The following is a 17,756-nucleotide window of genomic DNA, read 5'->3' on the forward strand; positions in this document are numbered from 1 at the left end:
AAAAGTTGGACAGTTTTAAGCTGCAGCCTGAGCCCTGTACTCCACAGGGCTCAGGCCATTGAGCCTCAGCTTGATGCGATCATGGTTGTAGTAGTGAATGTACTCATCCAGACCCGCTCTCAGCTCATCAATGCTCTCGAAACGCTTCAGGTAGAAAAACTCGGATTTGAGCGTGCCGAAGAAGCTTTCCATGGCCGCGTTGTCCAGGCAATTGCCTTTTCGAGACATGCTCTGCTTTACCCCGCATTCGCTTAGCTTACGGCGGTATTGCGCCTGCTGGTAATGCCATCCCTGATCCGAATGCAGCACGAGCTTCGGTTTCTCTCCCAGGCAATCGAGCGCTTTGCCAAGCATGTTCCCAACCAGGCTATAGCACGGGCGACTGGCCATTTCGTAGGCCACGATTTCGCCGTTGTACAAATCCATCACGGGCGACAGATAGAGCTTCTGTTGAGCTACTTTGAACTCGGTTACGTCAGTCACCCACTTTTGGTTTGGGCGTTGAGCGACAAAATTTCGCTCCAGTACATTCGCTGCCACTTTGCCGACGGTACCTCGATAGGAGCGATATTTCTTGGGGCGCACTACTGATTTCAATCCCTGCTCAGCCATCAGCCGCTCAATGACCTTCTTGTTCACCCGCTTTTCCTTCCTGATTACGAGTGCGATACGGCGATAACCATAAAGCCGTTTCTGCTCGTGATAGACGCGATGCACCAATGCCTTGAGCTCAGCATGCCGGTCTGGCTTCTGCTGAGCTTTGAGCTGGTAGTAGAAGGTGCTGCGCGCCAGCTCGACCAACTGAAGGAGGTCAGGCAAAGGAAACCTGCGCTTGAGTTTGGAAACGATCAGGACTTTTTCCCGCGTGTTCGTTCCTTTTCCTCGCGCAGAGCCTTGAGCTCCTTTAGGACAGCATTCTCCATGCGCAGGTACTCAAGTTCAGCCATCAGCTGATCTCGAGACTTCTGATCATCATTGGTATCGGTGGGTTTGGCAGGCTTGATCTTCTTCGACACGTCGATTGGCTTTCTTGGCTTGATGGCAGTAGAGGGTGCAGGACTGCCACTGTAGTACTGCCGCTGCCAAATGCCTATCTGAGAAGACTGCCCAAGACCAAAGTGGGCAGCGGTCTGGCGCAGCGAAAGCCGATGCTCGTGCATATAGCTAAGCACCTGCTGTTTGAAATCACTGGTATAGCGCCGCCCATGCGAGCCTGGACCAATGCCATTATTGGCCTGATAACTGGCCACCCAGCGTCGAAGCAGGCTGAAATCGATACCTAAGTGTTGAGCCACCTTTCGGAAACCGTTGCTGCCATCCAGGTAGGCTGTGATCGCTGTGAGCTTGAATTGCTCGGTGTACTTACCCATAGATCCCCCAAGGGTTGGATTGGTGTCCAACTTCTTGGGGGCAGTCCAGGATCATCACAGGCCTGGCGGGCCAGGTTGTACCTGTGGGAGCAACTGTCTTGCTCAATTTCTAAAAGCTGGCGCCTTCCCTGTGGGAGCGGGCTTGCCCGCGAACACGGGCGAAGCCCGTGCCATCCACCACGGTGTTGGCTTCGCGGGCAAGCCCGCTTCCACGCGGCTCACGCTGCGTTCTGGATTTAAGTTGTACTTTCAGGCTGCGGTAGCACTAGATCGAGCCAAGATGTACCCGTTCTGAGCATGGCATTTAACCGCACGATGAACGTTCTCATGCAGGCCACGATAGCGACTTTGGGAAGTTTTCCGCGCTCCCGCAGTGACTGATAACGAGCCTTGAGTGCTGGGTTGTATCTCATCGCCACAAGGCATGCCATGTACAGCGATCGCCTGACCGCAAATCGCCCGCCAGAGATAGAGCGCTTGCCCATGAATTTCCCGCTGTCGTGGTTGAAGGGCGCCACTCCGACCAGGGAGGCAATTTCTCTGGATTCAACCCGACCCAGCTCCGGCAGCAGCGCTACTAGCTTGCCCGCTGTCACCATCCCAATGCCTTTCACTTTAATCAGTTGGGTAACCCGTTCGTCGTTCAGCATCGCGGTTTGCTGTTCGATCTCACGCTCAACCAGTTTGATCTGCGCTTTGAAGTGTTTCAGGTTGGCATTCAGGTAGTTAGCAACTGCAGTCGATTGCACCTGCTTCAGGCGCCGCAGGTCGTCATCTCGCTGTTGAACCAACCGATCACGTTGCTGAAGCAACTCTCGCAGAAGCGCTCGTTCGGGGCTGATTCGCAGAGAGGGTTGATCTGGAATGACTTCGGCATAGTGCGCCAGAACCTCGGCGTCGATGGCGTCAGTCTTGGCCTTGATGCCTAAAGAGTCAGCGAATGACCTGGCTCGCCTGGGATTGACGCGTATGACCTTGTAGCCAGCGTCCTGTAGAAAACGCATGACATCTCGCTCGTAGCCACCCGTTGCCTCTAACAGGACGCGCTTGATACTGAGCTTGCGAAGGCTCTCCAGTAGCGCCTCAAAGCCTGTGGGATCATTGCTTAAATGCATTTTGATGCCCTGTGGCCGCACCGCAGCATCAAGGGAGAGACTGGAAACATCGATACCCAAGAAGGAAGCCATCACCAAAACCTCCTAAACTCAACACAGTGAGAGGACTTTGGCTTGGCCCACGCTTGTGATTCGAGATCAGAGCCGCATCCAACTGTTCGGGCTCTCGCCAAAGTGGAACGGTGAATGGCAGCTTGTGCTCCCACACGTGCTCAAGGCACCTACGGCATTCAGCTTGCCATTCACCGCTCTCACTCCAGATTCTAATCCCCCATCAAGACACAAGCGGGCTTGCCCGCGAAAGGGCCGGTACAGGCAGAGACTGTTGTTCAGACTAGTACGATCCGCTGCCCCCCCACATCCCGCGCATACCGCTCCAACACCTGCCGGCAAACCCCAACCACCTCATCGACCAACGCCACCCCGGTCTGCCACGCCACCACCAGCTCAAGGCTCGGCGGCGGCTGCAACCCTTCCAACAGCACCAGCTCGCCCCGGCCCAACTCGGCATCCACCAGCGCCGGCGGTAGCGCGCCAATGCCAAAACCGTCGCGCAACAGCCGGGTAATCGCCGCCACCGAGTTCACACAATTCAACCGCGGCGCCTCTGCCCCCGCAGCCTGCAGCAAGCTCAGCACCTCCTGGTGTGGCCGTGAATTCTTCGAGAAGGTGATGATGCGCTCGCGCCCAAGTTCGGCCAGCGATGCATAGTCCCGGTGCTGGTGGGCGCCTGCGGCCACCACCCAGCCCATTGGGTAGCGCGCCAGGTCGAGGCTGCGGATCGATTGCTCGCGCAGCAAGTCGGTCTGCAAAATCACGTCAAGAAAGCCCTTCTGCAGCTGCTCGCGCAAGTTCAGCGCGGTGTCGGCCACCAGTTCGATTTCCACCTGCGGGTAGCGCTCGGTCAGCTCCGCCACCAGTGCGCTCATCCAGGTGTGGATCACCGTGTCCATTACCCCGATGCGAATGCGCCCGACCTTGGCCCGGTCGCTGTCCAGCGATTGCTTCATGGCCTTGGCGGTTTCCAGCATGCGTTCGGCGTATTCCAGTACCTTGCCGCCCTCCGGGGTCAGGCTGACGCCGCGGGAGTCGCGCAGCAGCAGCTTCACGCCCAGGTCAGCCTCCAGTGCGGCAATACGGCTGGATACCGAAGCCTGGGTGGTGAACAGCTTTTCTGCCGTCAGGCGGAAGCTCTTGAGCCGGGCGACCCAGACGAAGGTTTCGAGGAAGCGAAGGTTCATGATCAGTTTTTCTTGTTCCAGACCGGCGGTTTTTTTCGTTGGACGCAGGCGAGGTGGCCTCTGAACAATGGCGCCCAGGCCGCGACGCTTCATGTCGCCCATAAAACAATACCAACAAGCCGAGGCATCCATGAACCCCACCGGCGTGCAACAGCAGGTCAGTTCCCTCCGTTCGTCCGGGCCTTTCGCCTGGTACCGCGACATCGACAAACAGCAACGACGTACCTTCTGGAGCTGCAAGATTGGCTATGGCCTGGACGGCATGGACACACAGATGCTCAGTTTCGTCATCCCTACGCTGATCATGCTGTGGGGTATCACCACCACCGAAGCCGGGTTGATCCACACCAGCACGCTGATCGCCTCGGCTGTAGGAGGCTGGGTGGCCGGTATCCTCTCCGACCGCATCGGCCGGGTGCGTACCCTGCAACTGACGGTGTTGTGGTTCGCCTTCTTCACCTTCCTGTGCGGCTTCGCTCAGAACTACGAGCAACTGTTGATTGCCCGAACCCTGATGGGCTTTGGCTTCGGTGGCGAGTGGACCGCCGGCGCGGTGTTGATCGGCGAGGTGATCCGCGCCCAGGACCGCGGCAAGGCGGTGGGCATGGTGCAGTCCGGCTGGGCAATTGGCTGGGGCCTTACGGCCATCCTTTATGCGCTGCTGTTCTCCTGGCTGCCGGCAGAGCAGGCCTGGCGTGCGTTGTTCCTGCTGGGGCTGGTACCGGCAATCTTCGTTATCTTCGTTCGCCGCCTGGTCAAGGACCCTGAGGTCTATCGTAAGGCCAAGGCAGTGGAAAACGCCGAGGCACCCTCGCGCTTCTACGAAATCTTCGCGCCGGGCATGCTCTGGACCACCGTGCGGGCATCCCTGCTGACCACCGGCGCGCTCGGCGGCTACTACGCCATCACCTCGTGGCTGCCAACCTTCCTGAAGAACGAACGCGGCCTGAGTGTGCTGGGCACGGGGGGCTATCTGGCCATGGTGATCGTCGGCTCGTACATGGGCTATGTGGTCAGTGCTTATCTGTCCGACCTGCTGGGGCGCAAGAAGAACTTCATCCTGTTCGCCGTGGGCTCCTTCGTCATTGTGCTGTTGTACACGCAGATGCCGGTCAGCGATGGCGTGATGCTGTGGCTGGGCCTCCCGTTGGGCTTCTTCGCCTCGGGTATCTTCAGCGGCATGGGGGCGTTTCTGACCGAACTGTTCCCCACGCGCATTCGGGGTTCGGGGCAGGGCTTCTGTTACAACATCGGCAAGGTCATTGCCGCGTTGTTTCCGTTGATGATCGGCATGCTCGGCCAGAATGTTCCGCTGGGCCTGGGTATCGGCGTGTTTTCTGCGGTGTCCTACGGCATTGTGATCGTGGCGGCCTTGAGCTTGCCTGAAACCCGCGGCAAACAGCTGCAGGCGCGGTAAGGTAGGCCTATGCACAACGACAAGGGAGACCGCGTGGTGGAACGCCTGCTACTCAATTGCGACATGGGTGAGAGTTTCGGCAGCTGGCGCATGGGCCTGGATGCCGAGGTCATGCCTTACATTGATTGCGCCAACATCGCCTGCGGCTACCACGCCGGCGACCCCGGTATCATGCGCCGTACCGTGGCCCTGGCGCTGGAGCACGGGGTGACTATCGGCGCGCATCCGGCCTACCCGGACCTGGTCGGCTTTGGCCGCCGTTCCATGGCCTGCAGCCCGGAAGAAATCCGTGACCTGCTGCATTACCAGATCGGTGCGCTGGATGGCATCTGCAAAGTGCTGGGTGGTCGCGTGGCCTATGTGAAGCCCCATGGCGCGCTGTACAACGACATGATGGCCGACCCGCTCAAGCTGCGTACCGTGCTGGAGGCCGTAGCGGCCTATGACAGCAACCTGCCATTGATGCTGATGGCCACCGCCGACAACCGTGCCGCCCAGGCACTGGGCGATGAAATCGGCGTGCCGCTGTGGTTCGAGGCGTTCGCAGACCGCGCCTACACCGCCAGCGGCCATCTGCTGTCGCGGCGCCTGCCGGGCGCGGTGCATCACGACCCGGCGCGGGTGGTGGAGCAGGCGGTGCGTCTGGCCCGAGGCGAAACGCTGTTGGCTGACGATGGCAGTGCCTTGCAGCTTGCCGCCCGCACCCTCTGCGTGCATGGCGACAACGACAGTTCGGTGGCGGCGGTGCGGCAGATTCGCCAGGCCCTCGATGGGCTGGAGGCGTGATGAAACCGCGAATTGAAGTGGTCGCCATCGACAGCCTGATGGTCCGCCTGTTCGACCGTATCGATGAGGCCAACATGCCATGGATGCTCGCCGCCAGCCGGCGCTTGAGCGCGGCGTTCGGCGAGCACCTGCTGGACCTGGTGCCGTCCTACACCACGCTGATGGTGCAGTCTGCCCTGCCGCCGGGCGAGGCCAGGGCGCGAATCGCTCAGGCGCTGGACGGCTTGCAGCCTGACACCGGCAGTGGCGGCCGCCGACACGAGATCCCGGTGTGGTACGACGCCAGTGTCGGCCCCGAGCTGCCTGTGCTGGCGGCCCGCAGCGGCTTGAGTGAAGCGGAGATTGTTCGGTTGCACGGCGAACGTGATTACCCGGTGTTTGCCCTGGGCTTCGCGCCTGGTTTCGGCTTTATGGGCCTGGTCGACGAGCGCCTGGCCAGCCCTCGTCTGAGTACCCCGCGCAAGCGCGTGGCGGCGGGCAGCGTGGGTATTGCCGAGCGCCAGACGGCGGCCTACCCGGCAGTATCGCCGGGTGGCTGGAACCTGATCGGGCGCACCCCGGTGCGGTTGTTCGACCGTGAGCGTGAGGGTTACAGCCTTTTGCAACCCGGTGACCGGGTGCGCTTCGTGCCGGTTTCGCGCAGCGAATTCCTGGCCATGGGTGGTGATGTGGAGGCGCAGGGATGAAGCAGTTGATGATTGAGGCCAGTACGCCGTTGTGCCAGTTACAGGATGCCGGGCGCTTCGGCGTGCGCCACCTTGGCGTGACCCAGGGCGGGGCGCTGGACTGGGTGGCGATGCACTGGGCCAACTGGTTGTTGGGCAACCCGTTGGGGGCGCCGGTGGTCGAGGTGGCGCTGGGTGGTTTTTGCGTGGTGGCTGAACAGGATTGCGTGCTGGCCCTGGCCGGTGCCGACCTGGATGCGTGTGTCGATGATCAGCCGCTGGCGCCATGGCGCAGCTTTGCCCTGGCCAAGGGGCAGCGCTTGACCCTGAAGCAGCCCAAAGTGGGTGTGCGGGCGTATCTGGCGGCACCGGGTGGGTTCCTGGGTGAGGAGGTGCTGGGCAGTTGTGCCACCGTGGTACGTGAAGCACTGGGTGGCATCGATGGCCAGGGGGCTGCGCTGGCTAAACACCAGGCATTGGCTTTTACCGGTAGCAGTGCACCCCTGCGCGAAGTGCCGCACGCGTTGTGCCCACAGTTCGCCCCAAAGCCGGTGCTCGACCTGGTGATGGGCGCGCAGATTGGTGAGTTCAGCGGTACCAGCCTGTTCGAGGCATTCAACCGGGAGTGGACGCTGGACAGCCGGGCCGACCGCATGGGCATCCGGTTGTTGGGCCCGCAACTGGTGTACCAAGGGGCGCCGATGATCTCCGAAGGGATCCCGCTGGGAGCGGTACAGGTGCCGCCGGACGGGCAGCCGATCGTGTTGCTCAATGACCGGCAGACCATTGGTGGGTACCCGCGGCTGGGCGCGCTGACGCCGCTGGCGCTGGCGCAACTGGCGCAGTGCATGCCGGGGGCGGTGGTGCGGTTCAGGGCGGTGGTGCAGGACGAGGCCTGGCGGGAGCAGCAGCTTTACCTGGGGCGTTGGTCGTAAGGCTGCTGGCCCTTTCGCGGGCTTGCCCGCTCCCACAGGGATAGCACTGCATTTGAAGGTTGTGAATGTGGGGCTGTGGGAGCGGGCGAGCCCGCGAAAGGGCCGGTGCAGGCAACCTCACTTGGACAGGTAGCGCATCCCGTCCTCCAACCCTTGCAGGGTCAGCGGATACATCTTGTCCTCGATCAGGTCGCGCACCAGATGGGTCGACGCGGTGTAATCCCAGGCCTGCTTGGGGTACGGGTTGATCCAGATGACCTTCCTGAATTTTTCCATGAAGCGCTGGATCCACACATACCCGGCTTCTTCGTTCCAGTGCTCTACGCTGCCACCCGGCTGGGTGATCTCGTAGGGCGCCATGGCCGCGTCACCGACGAACACCACCTTGTAGTCATCGCCGTACTTGTGCAGCAGGTCGAAGGTGGAAAAACGTTCGGACGTGCGGCGCAGGTTGTTCTTCCACACTGACTCATAAACGCAATTGTGGAAGTAGTAATACTCCAGGTGCTTGAACTCGGTCTTGCAGGCCGAGAACAGCTCTTCGCAAACTTTGACGTGGGCATCCATCGAACCGCCAATGTCGAGCAGCAACAGCAGCTTCACGGTGTTGCGCCGCTCGGGGCGCATCTGGATGTTCAGCAACCCGGCATCACGCGCGGTGTGGTCGATGGTGCCGTCGATGTCCAGCTCTTCGGCGGCGCCTTCGCGGGCGAACTTGCGCAGCCGGCGCAGGGCCAGCTTGATGTTGCGGGTGCCAAGCTCGACCTGGTCGTCGAGGTTTTTGTACTCGCGTTGGTCCCAGACTTTTACCGCTTTGCCCTGGCGCTTGCCGGCGTCACCGACGCGGATGCCCTCGGGGTTGAAGCCGCCCGAGCCGAATGGGCTGGTGCCGCCGGTACCAATCCACTTGTTGCCGCCAGCGTGGCGTTCCTTCTGCTCTTCGAGGCGCTGCTTGAAGGCCTCGATAAGCTTGTCCAGGCCGCCCAGCGACTGGATCTGTGCGCGTTCTTCATCGGTCAGCGAGCGCTCGAATTCCTTGCGCAGCCAGTCTTCGGGGATCAGCGCCTCGATGTGCCGGTCGAGGTTTTCCAGGCCCTTGAAGTAGGCTGCGAAGGCACGGTCGAACTTGTCGAAGTGGCGTTCGTCCTTCACCAGGATGGCGCGGGCGAGGTAGTAGAACGCGTCCATGTCGGCGAACACCACGCGCTTTTGCAAGGCCTGGTGCAGGTCGAGCAGTTCACGCACCGAAACCGGCACCTTGGCCGCACGCATCTCATTGAACAGATTGAGCAGCATGGCCCTGCTCCTGTCAGCGGTTGCCGCGCCGGCTCATGAAGGCCAGGCGCTCGAGCAGTTGTACATCCTGCTCGTTTTTTACCAGCGCACCGGCCAGCGGCGGGATGGCCTTGGTCGGGTCGCGTTCGCGCAACACCGCTTCACCGATGTTGTCGGCCATCAGCAGCTTGAGCCAGTCGACCAGCTCGGAGGTGGACGGCTTTTTCTTCAGGCCCGGCACCTTGCGTACGTCGAAGAACACGTCCAGCGCCTCGCTGACCAACGACTGGCTGATGTTCGGGTAGTGCACGTCGACGATCTGCTGCAGGGTCGTGCGGTCGGGGAAGGCGATGTAGTGGAAGAAGCAGCGGCGCAGGAAGGCGTCCGGCAGCTCTTTTTCGTTGTTCGAGGTAATGATGATGATCGGACGCTGTTTGGCCTTGATGGTCTCGTCGATTTCGTAGACGTAGAACTCCATCTTGTCGAGCTCTTGCAACAGGTCGTTGGGGAATTCGATATCGGCCTTGTCGATTTCGTCGATCAGCAGGATGACCCGCTCGTCGGCCTCGAAGGCCTCCCAGAGCTTGCCCTTTTTCAGGTAGTTGCGCACATCGTGCACCTTGTCCACGCCTAGCTGCGAATCGCGCAGGCGGCTGACCGCGTCGTACTCGTAGAGCCCCTGGTGGGCCTTGGTGGTGGACTTGATATGCCAGGTGATCAGGCGCGCCCCGAACGAGGCCGCCAACTGCTCGGCGAGCATGGTTTTGCCGGTGCCCGGTTCGCCCTTGACCAACAGCGGGCGTTCGAGGGTAATGGCCGCGTTTACCGCCAGTTTCAGGTCGTCTGTGGCGACGTAGTCGCGGGTGCCTTCGAACTTCATGGGGGGTTGTCCTCTGTTTAGGGCTGTGCGGGCCTTTTCGCGGTACAGGTGCGGGTTTACCCGCGAAGCGGCCCGAACAGGCAGCACATAATCCGGATTTGTTTCCGACTATAACGCGGGGCCAGGCGGCTGCAAACGCAGACCGGGTATTCAGTCCCTGAATGCCCCGTCACGCTGTCTCAGTCAGACTTCGGCGCTGGTTGCTCATAGCGCGCATTGAATGCCTGGACAAACCCGTTGCGCAGGATCTGCAAGAACGCCTCGAAGGCACTGACATCCTGTTTGCGCACACTGCCGCTGAGCTCCACCCGGGTAGCGAACTGGTTTTTCGGCTGGTTCTTCAGCACTGTCTCGGTCGCCCCCACCAAGGCTTCCCACACCGAGCGGAAGAAACCCTTGTCCTTTTCCTCGACGTCCTGTTGCCAGTCGAACACGTCGACATCACGCAGCAGCGGTTTTATATAGCCGTTCAGCCGGCCGTTTTCTGCCTGGGCCTCGATGACCACGTCACCGTGCCCGGCATTGAAGTCGAATTTGCCGTAAGCGCTGGCAAAGTCATTCAGTTTGCGTAGCTCGATGCCGGTGGCGCGAAGCCTGAATTCGAAGTCGTCGAAATCACTGAAAGGGTCGAAGGTGGCACGGCTTTCTACGTTCGCATCCCCCGCGATGAGCGCCGTGCCTTCGAAACTTGCGTCGCGACGGCCTTTCTGGTCGCGCACGTTGGTCAGGTTGCGGATGCTGGCGTTCAACCGGGTAGCCTTGAGGTCGACCGGTGGCTTGGAATTGAAGTTGCGGAACGTCAGCACGCCATTGTCGATACGCACTTCGTTGAGGGTGATGGGCAGGAGTTTTTCCAGCTGCTGGCGCCAGTCGGTACCTTGGCCGGTCTGCGACGCCTGTTTGCTACCACCGTCGACAAAGTTCAGCTCGGGATGCACGAAGGTCACCTCCGCCACCACTGCCTTGTCGTACCACAACGCATGCCAGCTCACCGAGAGGTCGATCAGTGGGGCGTCGAGAAACGGTACGGGCACCTTGCCGGTGGTCTTGACGATTTTCAGCCCGTTTATCTGATAGGCACCGCGCCACCAGGCCAGGTCCACATCGGCTACCTGGCCGCGGTAGTCTCCCATGTCGGCCAGCTTGTCGTTGAGGTAGTCGCGCACCAGGTAGGGCAGGGCCAGGTGCAGCGCCACCAGCAGCACGATCAGGCTGGCCAGGCCGACCAGCGGCCAGCGATAGCGGGCTTTCATGAGGCTGTCTCCAAGGCGGGATGTGCGGTTGACCGCAACGTGCCGGGCTGAGTTCGAACAGGCTTTACGGGCCACCGCCGCAGGCTTACCCTTGAGGCATTTCCCTGCTTTTTCATGCCAAGGACCCCTGCCATGAGCCGTATCTTTGCAGACAACGCCCACTCCATCGGTAACACGCCGCTGGTGCAGATCAATCGCATCGCCCCGCGCGGCGTGACCATCCTGGCCAAGATCGAAGGGCGCAACCCCGGGTACTCGGTCAAATGCCGCATTGGCGCGAACATGGTCTGGGACGCCGAAAGCAGCGGCAAGCTCAAACCGGGCATGACCATCGTCGAGCCCACCTCGGGCAACACCGGTATCGGCCTGGCCTTCGTCGCCGCCGCCCGCGGCTACAAGCTGATGCTGACCATGCCCGCCTCGATGAGCCTGGAGCGCCGCAAGGTGCTGAAGGCACTGGGCGCCGAGCTGGTATTGACCGATCCGGCCAAGGGCATGAAGGGCGCCATCGAGAAGGCCAACGAAATCGTCGCCTCCGACCCGGAGCAGTACTTCCTGCCGGGCCAGTTCGAAAACCCGGCCAACCCGGCCATTCACGAGAAAACCACCGGCCCTGAGATCTGGAACGACACGGACGGCGCCATCGACGTGCTGGTGGCGGGTGTGGGCACTGGCGGCACCATCACCGGCGTGTCGCGTTACATCAAACATACCCAGGGCAAGGCCATCCTGTCGGTGGCAGTGGAGCCCGTGGCATCGCCGCTGATCAGCCAGACCCTGGCCGGCGAAGAACTCAAGCCCAGCCCGCACAAAATCCAGGGCATCGGCGCCGGCTTCGTGCCGAAAAACCTCGACCTGTCGATCGTCGACCAAGTGGCGACGGTGACCGACGAAGAGTCCAAGGCCATGGCGATTCGCCTGATGCAGGAAGAGGGCATCCTTTGTGGTATTTCCTGCGGTGCGGCAATGGCGGCAGCGGTGCGCCTGGCCGAAAAACCGGAAATGCAGGGTAAGACCATCGTCGTAATCCTGCCCGATTCGGGCGAGCGATACTTGTCGAGCATGCTGTTCAGCGACATGTTCAGCGAGCAGGAAAACCAGCAGTAATCCGCCTTCCCGCTGATCCGGCGCAACAATCGGCGGCCTGGTTTATTGCAAAATCTTCATGAATGCGATCCCGCCCGGGTTGTTTTTACCGCGGCGGGATCGGTTTATGATGGCAGGATGATTTACTGGAGAGCAGGCAGCGCAGCCCTGGCTCTTCCCCAAGGAGTGAAAGCATGACCTTTTCCTTTGCAGCCAAGGCGGGTGTCTTGCTGGTGTTTTTCGGCAGCGTGCTGTTCGTGCACCTGCGCGGCAAGGCCCGCCTGCCGGTGTTGCGCCAGTTCGTCAACCATTCGGCGCTGTTCGCCCCCTATAACGCGTTGATGTACCTGTTTTCCGGCGTGCCGTCCAAGCCCTACCTGGATCGCCAGCGCTTCCCGGAGCTGGACGTGTTGAAGGACAACTGGCAGGAAATTCGCGAAGAGGCCATGCGCCTGTTCGACGAAGGCTATATCCGTGCCGCTGAGAAAGATAACGACGCCGGCTTCGGTTCGTTCTTCAAGAAAGGCTGGAAGCGCTTTTACCTGAAGTGGTACGACAAACCGCTGCCTTCGGCGCAAACCCTGTGCCCGCGCACTGTCGAGCTGGTCAGCAGCATCCCCAATGTCAAGGGCGCAATGTTTGCCCTGCTGCCCGGCGGCAGCCACCTGAACCCGCACCGCGACCCGTTCGCAGGCTCGCTGCGTTATCACCTGGGGCTGTCCACGCCCAACTCCGACGCATGCCGCATCTACGTGGACGGTGAGCAGTACGCCTGGCGTGATGGCGAAGACGTGATGTTCGACGAAACCTACGTGCACTGGGTCAAGAACGAAACCGACGTAACCCGCGTGATCCTGTTCTGTGACATCGAGCGCCCGCTGAGTAGCCCGCTGATGACGCGCATCAACCGTAAGGTCAGTGCCTTCCTCGGCCGCGCCACCGCGCCGCAGAACACCGACGACGAGCGCGTGGGCGGGATCAACCAGGCGTACGCCTGGAGCAAGCGCTTCAGCAACAGGATCAGCAGCCACGTCAAGCAGTTCAAACGCGCCAACCCCAAGGCTTACCGCGTGCTGCGGCCGGTACTGGCGGTGGTGGTGGCGTATCTGTTGTATCGCTGGTTGTTCTGAGTTTTTCTGCGTTAACCGGCCCCTTTGCGGGGCAAGCCCGCTGCCACCGGTGCGCCTCATCCTTCAAGGACGAGGGTGCGCTTGTGGCAGCGGGCTTGTGCCGCGAAGAATCACTCGCTATATTCCAGAACATTCACTTTCTCAAAGACCGCGTTCATGCCAGCCATCCCTTCCACCACACGCTTTGCCATCGCGCCAGTCGCGGGCTTGGTCGTGCGTGGTAGCCAGCAGCCGGTCATGATCTGTCACTCCTCACCACCTGTCAGTGGCGTCGTAGGCGGCGTAGCTCCGCCTCATTGCGTGGTTGTGCTGGGCTGATCGGCTTCGTGCCGCAACCCTTCGCACGCGCAACGTACTGAACACGGTCGGCTACTGCTCACGTTGAAGCGCACGCCGTCCGTTTGGCTTATCTGCCTACTATCAGGTGGCAATTCATGTCTGTCTTTACCAAAACGTCCGTGGCCTCGGCGGCCACTACCTGCCTGTTCGTCCTGCTGTGGAGCAGCGGGGCGATCGTCTCCAAGCTCGGCCTGGCGCATGCCAGCCCGTTTGCCTTTCTGCTGTTGCGCTCGGCGCTGGCCCTGGCCGGCCTGTTGCTGATCGGCCCGTTGCTAGGGCTGCGCTGGCCGCGTACTCGCGGGAGCATTCTGCGCGCCCTGGGTACCGGTTGTGTGCTGCTCGGTGCCTATCAGATCTTCTATCTGTTGGCGCTTGATACCCATGTCACCCCCGGCGTCATGGCCACGGTGATGGGGGTACAACCGATCCTCACCGTGGTGCTGATGGAACGCCAGCGCTCCTGGAGCCGTTTGTTCGGCCTGGGTTTGGGGTTGGGTGGCTTGATCATGGTGGTCTACCAGGGCATCAACCTGGGCGGGGTATCGCTGGCGGGCATGCTGTTCGCCCTGCTGGCGTTGGTCAGCATGACCTTTGGCTCGATCCTGCAGAAGCGCATTACCGACAACCCCATGGGCACGCTGCCGCTGCAGTACCTGGCCGGCTTTGCCATGTGCGCGCTGTTCGCACCTCTGCAACCGCTTCATGTCGAGTGGACCGGCAGCTTCGTCGGTGCGCTGCTGTGGATGGGCCTGGTGGTCTCGCTGCTGGCAACCTTGCTGCTGTACCGGCTGATCGCCAAGGGCAACCTGGTCAATGTCACCAGCCTGTTCTACCTGGTGCCGGCAGTGACTGCGGTAATGGACTTGCTGATCTTCGGTAACCGCCTGGCACCGCTCAGCCTGTTGGGCATGGGGCTGATCGTGGTAGGGCTGCTGTTCGTGTTTCGCAAGCCTGCCGCGCGCCTGGCCGAGGCGTAGGCCCTAGCGGAATTCTTCGGGGATGGCGTGGCGCAACACGCCTTCCTCGAAGTCCAGCAGGCCGGCTTCGCGCTGGGTGAGCAGGTAGTAGAGCAGGGTATCGAGCGAGCGTTGCGGTGGGACCTCGACCGCCAACATCTTCACTGCTTGCTCGGTTTCACAGGCGCAGCCGAAATCCAGCAATGCTGCGCGCACCTGGTCGAGGGTTTCCGGTGGTTTGACGACCACCCGGAACACCGAGCTGCCGCTGCTGTGGCGCAGCGCTGCGAACCAGGTTTCGCCTGCTTCCTCGCGGGTGTCGATCACGTCGCCCGGGGCGATGCCATAGACATGGAAGGGGATGTTGTCGATGGCATAGCCGCCTTCCACGGCCTTGGCCCACAGGCCCTCGACCGAGGCTGGTGGGTAGCCGTTCTCGTCCTGTTCCAGGCGGAACAGGACCTTTTTGTACGCGCTGTTCATGCCGTACTCCGCTTCAGCTGCGCGCCGGGCGCAGCACCAGCCACAAGGCCAGGCCAATCAGCAGGCCGCCGTATAGGTGCGCCATCGACAACGGCTCATTCAGCAGCCATGCCCCCCACAATACGCCGAATACCGGGATCAGGAACGTTACGGTGCTGGCTTTTACCGGGCCGATTTCCTCGAGCAGGCGGAAGTACAGGATGTAGGCAAAGGCGGTGCACAGCAAACCCAGCCCCAGCAACGACAACCACACCTCCCAGCCCCCCCAGCTGGCGGGCGGTTGGGTGAGTGCGCTCCAGCCGAACAGCGGGGTCAGCATGAGCGTTGCGCCGAGCATGCTGCCCAGCGCGGAAAGACGGCTGTCCAGGCCACTGATCCAGCGGCGGGCGAGGAACCCGGCAAAGCCGTAGCAGGTGGTGGCCGCCAGGCAGGCGAGGGCGCCTTGCAGCAGGGCCATGTCCAGTGCCACCGGGCCGGCGCCGCTGAGGATGCCGACGCCGAACAGGCCAAGGAAGATGCCGCAGAGTTTGGCCAGGGTCATTGGCTCGCGGAAGAACAGTACGCCGACCAGCACACCCATCAGCGGGGTGGTGGCGTTGAAGATCGCCGAATAGCCGGCCGGCAGCACCTGGGCCGCCACCGAGTAGAAGGTGGCGGGGATGCCGGAGTTGATCATGCCCAGCACCAGGCACGCACCGAGCTTGCCCTGGAAGTCCCAGCGCACGCGGGCGGCGGCCAGAAGCACGATCAGGCCCAGGCAGGCGATCGAAACCCGGAAGAACGCGGTCGGCACCGTGCCCAGTTCGGGGGCGATGATGCGCATGAACAGGAAACTCGCTCCCCAGACGGCGGCAAGGGTCAGCAGGCGGGCTAGGGCGATGGGGCTCACAACGGTCTCCGGAGGTAAGGCAGGGGCGCGAGTGTACGCCACGGGGCGGGGGGATTCTTGTGCTTTCTTGCTGTGTAATTCCTCTTGGGCTGCAGGGCTCTGGGCAAGGCAGCTGCAACTACAGCTCGGGCCTTCAATGGCCGTAACCCATGAAGCCAAGGGCGGCTAAGCTCTGTACTCAATCCCAGTTCCGAGGCCCCACGCATGTCCCAGCCCTGGCCCGCTGTCGAAATCGCCCGGATGATCCTCGCCGGCTTCGACGACTACCGCGATCATTTCCAGCGCATCACCCTGGGTGCTCGCCAGCGCTTCGAGCAGGCGCGCTGGCAGGATATTCAGCAGGCCGCCGCCGCCCGCATCAATCTCTACGAAGAGAAAGTCGCCGAAGTCAACGGCTGGCTGCGCCAGGCCTTTGCCGCAGAGGTGCTGCTGGACGTGGAACAGTGGCCGCTGGTGAAAAACGCCTATATCCACCTGATCGACCCACGCCTGGACGACGAGCTGGCAGAGACCTGGTACAACTCGCTGTTTTGCAGCCTGTTCAGCCATGACCTGATCAGCGACGGCTGCATGTTCATCCACACGACCCGGCCTTCCATGCGCGGCCGCGAGCGCGCGGCGCAAACCCGTACCTATCGGCTTGACGGCAGTCTCAGGAACTTGCTGCGCGCGGTGTTCGCCGATTACCCGTTCGACATGCCGTATGGCGACCTGGAAGGCGACCTGGCGCGGCTGGAAGAACAACTGCGCGAATGCCTGCCCGACTGGGTGTGCAAGGACCCGGCGCTGGCCGTGGAGCTGTTTGTACCCGTGCTTTACCGCAACAAGGGGGCCTATCTGGTCGGCCGCCTGTACAACAGCGATGAGCAGTGGCCGTTGGTGATTCCCTTGTTGCACCGCGAGGGCCACGGTATCGAAGCCGATGCACTGATCACCGACGAGGCCGAGGTGTCGATCATCTTTTCGTTTACCCGCTCTTACTTCATGGCCGATGTCCCGGTGCCCGCCGAGTTCGTCAATTTCCTCAAGCGCATCCTGCCGGGCAAGCACATTGCCGAGCTATACACCTCGATCGGGTTCTACAAGCAGGGCAAGTCGGAGTTCTACCGCGCGCTGATCAACCACCTGGCCAGCAGTGATGACCGCTTTGTCATGGCGCCAGGGGTGCGGGGCATGGTCATGAGCGTGTTCACCTTGCCCGGCTTCAATACGGTGTTCAAGATCATCAAGGACCGCTTCTCGCCATCGAAAACCGTGGACCGCGCCACGGTGATCGACAAGTACCGGCTGGTGAAGAGCGTCGACCGGGTGGGGCGTATGGCTGACACCCAGGAGTTTGCCGATTTTCGCTTTCCGCGCAGCAAGTTCGAGCCGGATTGCCTGGCCGAGTTGCTGGAGGTGGCACCGTCGACGGTGGCGCTGGAGGGCGACACGGTGCTGATCCGCCACTGTTGGACCGAGCGGCGCATGACGCCGTTGAACCTGTACCTGGAGCATGCCACCGAGGGCCAGGTGCTGGAGGCGCTGGAGGACTACGGCCTGGCCATCAAGCAGCTGGCGGCGGCGAACATCTTCCCCGGCGACATGTTGCTGAAGAACTTTGGTGTGACCCGTCATGGCCGGGTAGTGTTTTACGACTATGACGAAATCAGCTTCCTGACCGAGGTGAATTTCCGCCACATTCCGCCACCGCGTTACCCGGAGGACGAAATGTCGGGCGAGCCGTGGTACTCGATCGGGCCGCATGATGTGTTCCCCGAAGAGTTTCCGCCGTTTCTGTTTGCCGATATGGGCCAGCGGCGGTTGTTCAGCCGCTTGCATGGGGAACTGTATGACGCGGATTACTGGAAGGGGCTGCAGGCGGCGATACGTGAGGGGAAAGTGATCGATGTGTTTCCGTATCGGCGCAAGGCCCGGTGAGTCAGGTCGAACAGAC

General features: G+C 61.6%; 17 protein-coding genes. 8 read left to right on the top strand and 9 right to left on the bottom strand.

Features of this window, described 5'->3' with window-relative positions; translation table 11 throughout:
* Positions 1-15: 15 nt before the first annotated feature.
* The 3 genes from KW568_RS07325 to KW568_RS07335 form a co-directional block, all read right to left on the bottom strand.
* Positions 16-1,370, bottom strand: a protein-coding gene (locus tag KW568_RS07325; RefSeq protein WP_098089532.1) for an IS3 family transposase whose coding sequence is annotated in 2 segments (ribosomal slippage) — positions 16-894 and positions 897-1,370 — 1,353 coding nt in all. Because the reading frame shifts where the segments join, the coding sequence is not laid out codon by codon here.
* A gap of 236 nt (positions 1,371-1,606) precedes the next feature.
* On the bottom strand, positions 1,607-2,557 hold the full coding sequence (locus tag KW568_RS07330; protein WP_004577666.1) for an IS110 family transposase: 951 nt from the start codon (positions 2,555-2,557) through the stop codon (positions 1,607-1,609).
* Positions 2,558-2,814: 257 nt separating this feature from the next.
* Positions 2,815-3,726, bottom strand: coding sequence for a LysR family transcriptional regulator (locus tag KW568_RS07335; RefSeq protein ID WP_003254668.1), 912 nt, complete (start codon positions 3,724-3,726; stop codon positions 2,815-2,817).
* 130 nt (positions 3,727-3,856) lie between these two features.
* On the opposite strand from KW568_RS07335, the gene KW568_RS07340 reads away from it, so the two are divergent.
* Genes KW568_RS07340 through KW568_RS07355 form a run of 4 tightly spaced genes read left to right on the top strand, consistent with a single transcriptional unit; the run spans position 3,857 to position 7,529 of the window.
* Positions 3,857-5,143 carry an MFS transporter gene (locus tag KW568_RS07340; RefSeq protein ID WP_003254666.1) on the top strand — a complete coding sequence of 429 codons (1,287 nt, stop codon included), beginning with the start codon at positions 3,857-3,859 and terminating at the stop codon, positions 5,141-5,143.
* A 9-nt stretch (positions 5,144-5,152) separates the two neighbouring features.
* Positions 5,153-5,929 (top strand): 5-oxoprolinase subunit PxpA, encoded by a 777-nt coding sequence (locus KW568_RS07345; protein ID WP_033726002.1) that lies wholly within the window; start codon positions 5,153-5,155, stop codon positions 5,927-5,929.
* The gene (gene pxpB / locus KW568_RS07350; RefSeq protein WP_003254664.1) at positions 5,929-6,615 is read left to right on the top strand and encodes a 5-oxoprolinase subunit PxpB; all 687 of its coding nucleotides are present in this window, start codon (positions 5,929-5,931) and stop codon (positions 6,613-6,615) included. Before KW568_RS07345 ends, pxpB begins: the two co-directional genes overlap by 1 nt.
* Positions 6,612-7,529 (top strand): biotin-dependent carboxyltransferase family protein, encoded by a 918-nt coding sequence (locus tag KW568_RS07355; RefSeq protein ID WP_004576040.1) that lies wholly within the window; start codon positions 6,612-6,614, stop codon positions 7,527-7,529. Before pxpB ends, KW568_RS07355 begins: the two co-directional genes overlap by 4 nt.
* Positions 7,530-7,646: 117 nt before the next feature.
* Here KW568_RS07355 and KW568_RS07360 read toward each other — a convergent pair whose 3' ends face one another.
* The 3 genes from KW568_RS07360 to KW568_RS07370 all read right to left on the bottom strand — a co-directional run bounded on the left by KW568_RS07360 (position 7,647) and on the right by KW568_RS07370 (position 10,937).
* Positions 7,647-8,825 carry a VWA domain-containing protein gene (locus tag KW568_RS07360; RefSeq protein ID WP_004576041.1) on the bottom strand — a complete coding sequence of 393 codons (1,179 nt, stop codon included), beginning with the start codon at positions 8,823-8,825 and terminating at the stop codon, positions 7,647-7,649.
* Between the two features lie 13 nt (positions 8,826-8,838).
* Positions 8,839-9,684, bottom strand: a complete 846-nt coding sequence (locus tag KW568_RS07365; RefSeq protein ID WP_003254658.1) for a MoxR family ATPase — start codon at positions 9,682-9,684, stop codon at positions 8,839-8,841.
* 179 nt (positions 9,685-9,863) lie between these two features.
* On the bottom strand, positions 9,864-10,937 hold the full coding sequence (locus KW568_RS07370) for a DUF748 domain-containing protein (RefSeq protein WP_004576042.1): 1,074 nt from the start codon (positions 10,935-10,937) through the stop codon (positions 9,864-9,866).
* 132 nt (positions 10,938-11,069) lie between these two features.
* Between KW568_RS07370 and cysK the strand changes: the two genes are divergently transcribed.
* Together cysK and KW568_RS07380 are read left to right on the top strand one after the other, a co-directional pair.
* Entirely contained in the window at positions 11,070-12,044 is a 975-nt protein-coding gene (cysK, locus tag KW568_RS07375; protein WP_004576043.1) for a cysteine synthase A, read from the top strand.
* 173 nt (positions 12,045-12,217) lie between these two features.
* The gene (locus KW568_RS07380) at positions 12,218-13,153 is read left to right on the top strand and encodes an aspartyl/asparaginyl beta-hydroxylase domain-containing protein (protein WP_003254653.1); all 936 of its coding nucleotides are present in this window, start codon (positions 12,218-12,220) and stop codon (positions 13,151-13,153) included.
* Between the two features lie 110 nt (positions 13,154-13,263).
* Here KW568_RS07380 and KW568_RS07385 read toward each other — a convergent pair whose 3' ends face one another.
* Positions 13,264-13,392: a hypothetical protein gene (locus KW568_RS07385; RefSeq protein ID WP_003254652.1), complete on the bottom strand. Its 129-nt coding sequence runs from the start codon at positions 13,390-13,392 to the stop codon at positions 13,264-13,266.
* A 195-nt stretch (positions 13,393-13,587) separates the two neighbouring features.
* Between KW568_RS07385 and KW568_RS07390 the strand changes: the two genes are divergently transcribed.
* Positions 13,588-14,469, top strand: a complete 882-nt coding sequence (locus tag KW568_RS07390) for a DMT family transporter (protein WP_003254651.1) — start codon at positions 13,588-13,590, stop codon at positions 14,467-14,469.
* 3 nt (positions 14,470-14,472) lie between these two features.
* Here the strand turns inward: KW568_RS07390 and KW568_RS07395 are convergent, their stop codons facing one another.
* Positions 14,473-14,931, bottom strand: coding sequence for a DUF4265 domain-containing protein (locus tag KW568_RS07395; protein ID WP_004576044.1), 459 nt, complete (start codon positions 14,929-14,931; stop codon positions 14,473-14,475).
* A gap of 13 nt (positions 14,932-14,944) precedes the next feature.
* Positions 14,945-15,820, bottom strand: coding sequence for a DMT family transporter (locus KW568_RS07400; protein WP_004576045.1), 876 nt, complete (start codon positions 15,818-15,820; stop codon positions 14,945-14,947).
* A gap of 204 nt (positions 15,821-16,024) precedes the next feature.
* Between KW568_RS07400 and aceK the strand changes: the two genes are divergently transcribed.
* Entirely contained in the window at positions 16,025-17,740 is a 1,716-nt protein-coding gene (gene aceK, locus KW568_RS07405) for a bifunctional isocitrate dehydrogenase kinase/phosphatase (protein WP_003254647.1), read from the top strand.
* Positions 17,741-17,756 lie beyond the last annotated feature (16 nt).

Source organism: Pseudomonas sp. HD6515 (genome assembly GCF_024971855.1).
GTDB lineage: Bacteria > Pseudomonadota > Gammaproteobacteria > Pseudomonadales > Pseudomonadaceae > Aquipseudomonas > Aquipseudomonas alloputida.